The organism is Methylobacterium nigriterrae, from assembly GCF_037106235.1.
Classification (GTDB): Bacteria; Pseudomonadota; Alphaproteobacteria; order Rhizobiales; family Beijerinckiaceae; genus Methylobacterium; species Methylobacterium nigriterrae.
This window is the reverse complement of record NZ_JBAWTG010000937.1, coordinates 1-265: the sequence shown is the minus strand read 5'-3', so window position 1 is coordinate 265 and position 265 is coordinate 1. Positions and strand designations below refer to the sequence as shown.

Genomic DNA, 265 nt, shown 5'->3' with positions numbered 1-265 from the left:
CCGGGATTGAAGGCGTCCACGAGGCCGGTGAGGTCGGTGCCGATGATCGCCTGCTCTGTCACGGAGACCCAGATCTCGCGGAACATCCGCTCTGCGGTACGCACCTTCGCTTCGCTCTGCTTGAGCTCGATCGCGTGCTGCACGCTCTCGGCGAGCATGACCCTTCCCTGCTCTGCGAGGCGACGCACCTTGTCGAGACGATGCCGTGCGGTGCGGGAGATCTCGTTGATGACCGCCGCGGCCACTCCGAAGACCAGAACGGAGA

Annotated in this window: 1 protein-coding gene; it reads right to left on the bottom strand. The window is 64.9% G+C overall.

Annotated elements, in window-relative coordinates; all coding sequences use genetic code 11:
• Positions 1 to 265 (bottom strand): hypothetical protein (locus tag WDW90_RS39760; protein WP_336493075.1); only part of this gene is annotated, 265 nt, incomplete at both ends.